General features: G+C 39.4%; 1 protein-coding gene and 1 pseudogene. Both read left to right on the top strand.

Features of this window, described 5'->3' with window-relative positions; translation table 11 throughout:
• Positions 1 to 655: helix-turn-helix transcriptional regulator (locus tag A3738_RS05680; protein ID WP_156503997.1), on the top strand; the 655-nt coding region annotated here is incomplete at its 5' end.
• An 82-nt stretch (positions 656 to 737) separates the two neighbouring features.
• Positions 738 to 978, top strand: a pseudogene (locus A3738_RS29145) (radical SAM protein); the annotation flags it as partial.

Here is a 978-nt window from a genome sequence, read left to right as displayed (position 1 = left end):
TGGCTATACAACACTCACGATCGTTCCAGACTTTGATTTAGAAAATCTAAATTTATTTGTAAGCACAATGGTGATTGGGTCATTGCTAGATTTTTACGAGAAATCGACAGGTAAGCAGATCTCTCAACTTGAGGTCCACTTGCCAGTAAACGTATTGTCAGATATTGACCGTTATCGAACTAAATTTGGTGGTGCGACCATTGTGTTAGGTAATGAAACGCTCAAGGTTGTATTACCAAGCAAAGCTCTGGATGAACAAACCCTTACGGCGGATCAGTATGCGTTTCGTAATGCACAACGAGAGTGTCAGTTATTAATTGATCAAGAAAACAAAGGCGGTGAATTTTCTCGACAGGTCAAGCACTTCCTCTTTGAGTTTAGTGAGCGCTTTCCACAACAAGAAGACGTCTCTGAACATTTTGCTATGTCTACACGTACCTTTATTAGAAAGTTAAAACGCGATAACACAAGCTTTCAAAGCTTGTTAGATGAAGTAAGAAAAGAGCTTGTTCTGTTGCGTTTGAGTGATACAAATCAGAGTATTGAGAGTATTGCTTTAAGTGTTGGATATGTAGAAGCATCGAATTTCTCACGCGTATTTAAGCGATGGTTTGGATGTACGCCCTCTGAATTTAGAAGTTCAAATAAATTCTAAGGACACGGAACTTATTTTGGTTCTAAGGTGTCTTTAAAACACAATTTCAGACAAATGATTATTAAGACGAAGATATAATTATATGCGCGATACCCGCCCTCTTTTGTTAGATAGCGATTTCCCTAAAATCAAACGACGTAATATAGAAGTATTGCAGGTCAACTTGGGGTATCTCTGTAATCTAAGTTGTACACATTGCCATGTGAATGCGGGGCCAACACGCACCGAGTTAATGAGCAAAGAGACCGTCGATCAATTGTTGCGACTGATCGATCTGCACGGAATTAATACGCTCGATTTGACTGGTGGAGCACCAGAATTAA

The sequence above is a fragment of the Oleiphilus sp. HI0066 genome (assembly GCF_001635725.1).
The sequence above is the reverse complement of the archived record's forward strand: the minus strand, read 5'-3'. Positions and strand labels throughout refer to the sequence as shown.